This window comes from Chloroflexota bacterium, assembly GCA_038040195.1.
GTDB lineage: Bacteria > Chloroflexota > Limnocylindria > QHBO01 > QHBO01 > DASTEQ01.
The window spans coordinates 1-1137 of sequence record JBBPIR010000044.1; the positions used below are offsets into that span (position 1 = coordinate 1).

Below are 1137 nucleotides of genomic sequence, written 5' to 3' on the forward strand. Positions count from 1 at the left end.
CAGACGGTGGCGGCGCAAACGGAAGCCCGATGGTTGATGCTGCGGGCGGCCCAAGCCTTTCCCGAGATCAAGCTGCTGCGCACGGTGCCCGGTGTGGGTCCCATCTGTGCTTGTCGCTTCAGTGCTTACATTCACACGCCGAACCGCTTCAGCTCGAAGCGGAAGCTGTGGAAGTACTGCCGGCTGAGTGTGAGTCACCGCAGCAGCAACGGCAAACCTTTGCGGCGGCCGCGACTCGATTACTCCGGCTGTGGTCGTTTGAAGGATGTGTCACGCAAAGCTTTTGAAGCCGCCCTGCGGACGCGCGCAGACAACGGGTTCAAGCGCGCTTACCAGCGAGCCCTCGAGACCACGCACGATAAGACTCATGCGCGCCTGACCGTGCAGCGCAAGATTGTCTCGACCTTAAGGGCGATCTGGTTAAGGAGGACACCTTATTGCGATGAACTAAGCCGCTGACCCGCACTACACTTGCTCGTCGTTGGAACCAGGTTGATAACTTATCGAGTTAGTAGTTGCTGTGGCCGCCAACTTAAACCCTTAGGGCCGGTGCGGAGTCTCTAAACTAAATCGTGGACCGATCAGACTCAAACTCAGATCGCAGTCCCGTCCAATGGTTAGGCCCGCACCGACCACCAAGCCCAATCGAACCATAGGCCGCGCCTCAGAGTGCGTGAGTCTCACATACCTGAATGGCTGGCAGAAGCAAAACCAAAACGGTCGACAAAGGGTGCGTAAGATTGAGCGGCGCAGTTACTCGCAGGCAACTCGGTGAGGCTACTTGAGTCGCCAGCCGGCGAGTCGTTAATAGCCCTCCGAAGTCAATCACGACTTTGGCGGTTCAGGAGATCTCTGTGCTTGACTTCGACTTTCATACCCGATTTGTTATGTTGCGCGTTTCGAATAATGAACCCTGAACCAGCGCACGAGTAAAGGTGAGTCAGGTCCACGCCCAAGATCGATAAGTTCGCCCCACTCCAACACCGCGTTGCGATATGTTTCGTTATACCACGCCGTCATATTCGTTACCGCGGCACCAGACAAGCGGGGTTTTACAAGCGGGCCCTTTGGTTTGATTCTATCGACCTTAGCTACGAGACGATCGTATTCGCGTTTCGGGAGATAAGGGAAGTTGTC

The 1137-nt window shown here is 55.9% G+C and carries 2 protein-coding genes; one reads left to right on the top strand and one right to left on the bottom strand.

Annotated features, from left to right (window positions below):
- On the top strand, positions 1-459 hold a 459-nt coding region (locus AABM41_09915; GenBank protein MEK6192609.1), incomplete at its 5' end, for a transposase.
- A gap of 426 nt (positions 460-885) precedes the next feature.
- Here the strand turns inward: AABM41_09915 and AABM41_09920 are convergent.
- The coding region (locus AABM41_09920) for a hypothetical protein (protein ID MEK6192610.1) at positions 886-1137 on the bottom strand (252 nt) is incomplete at its 5' end.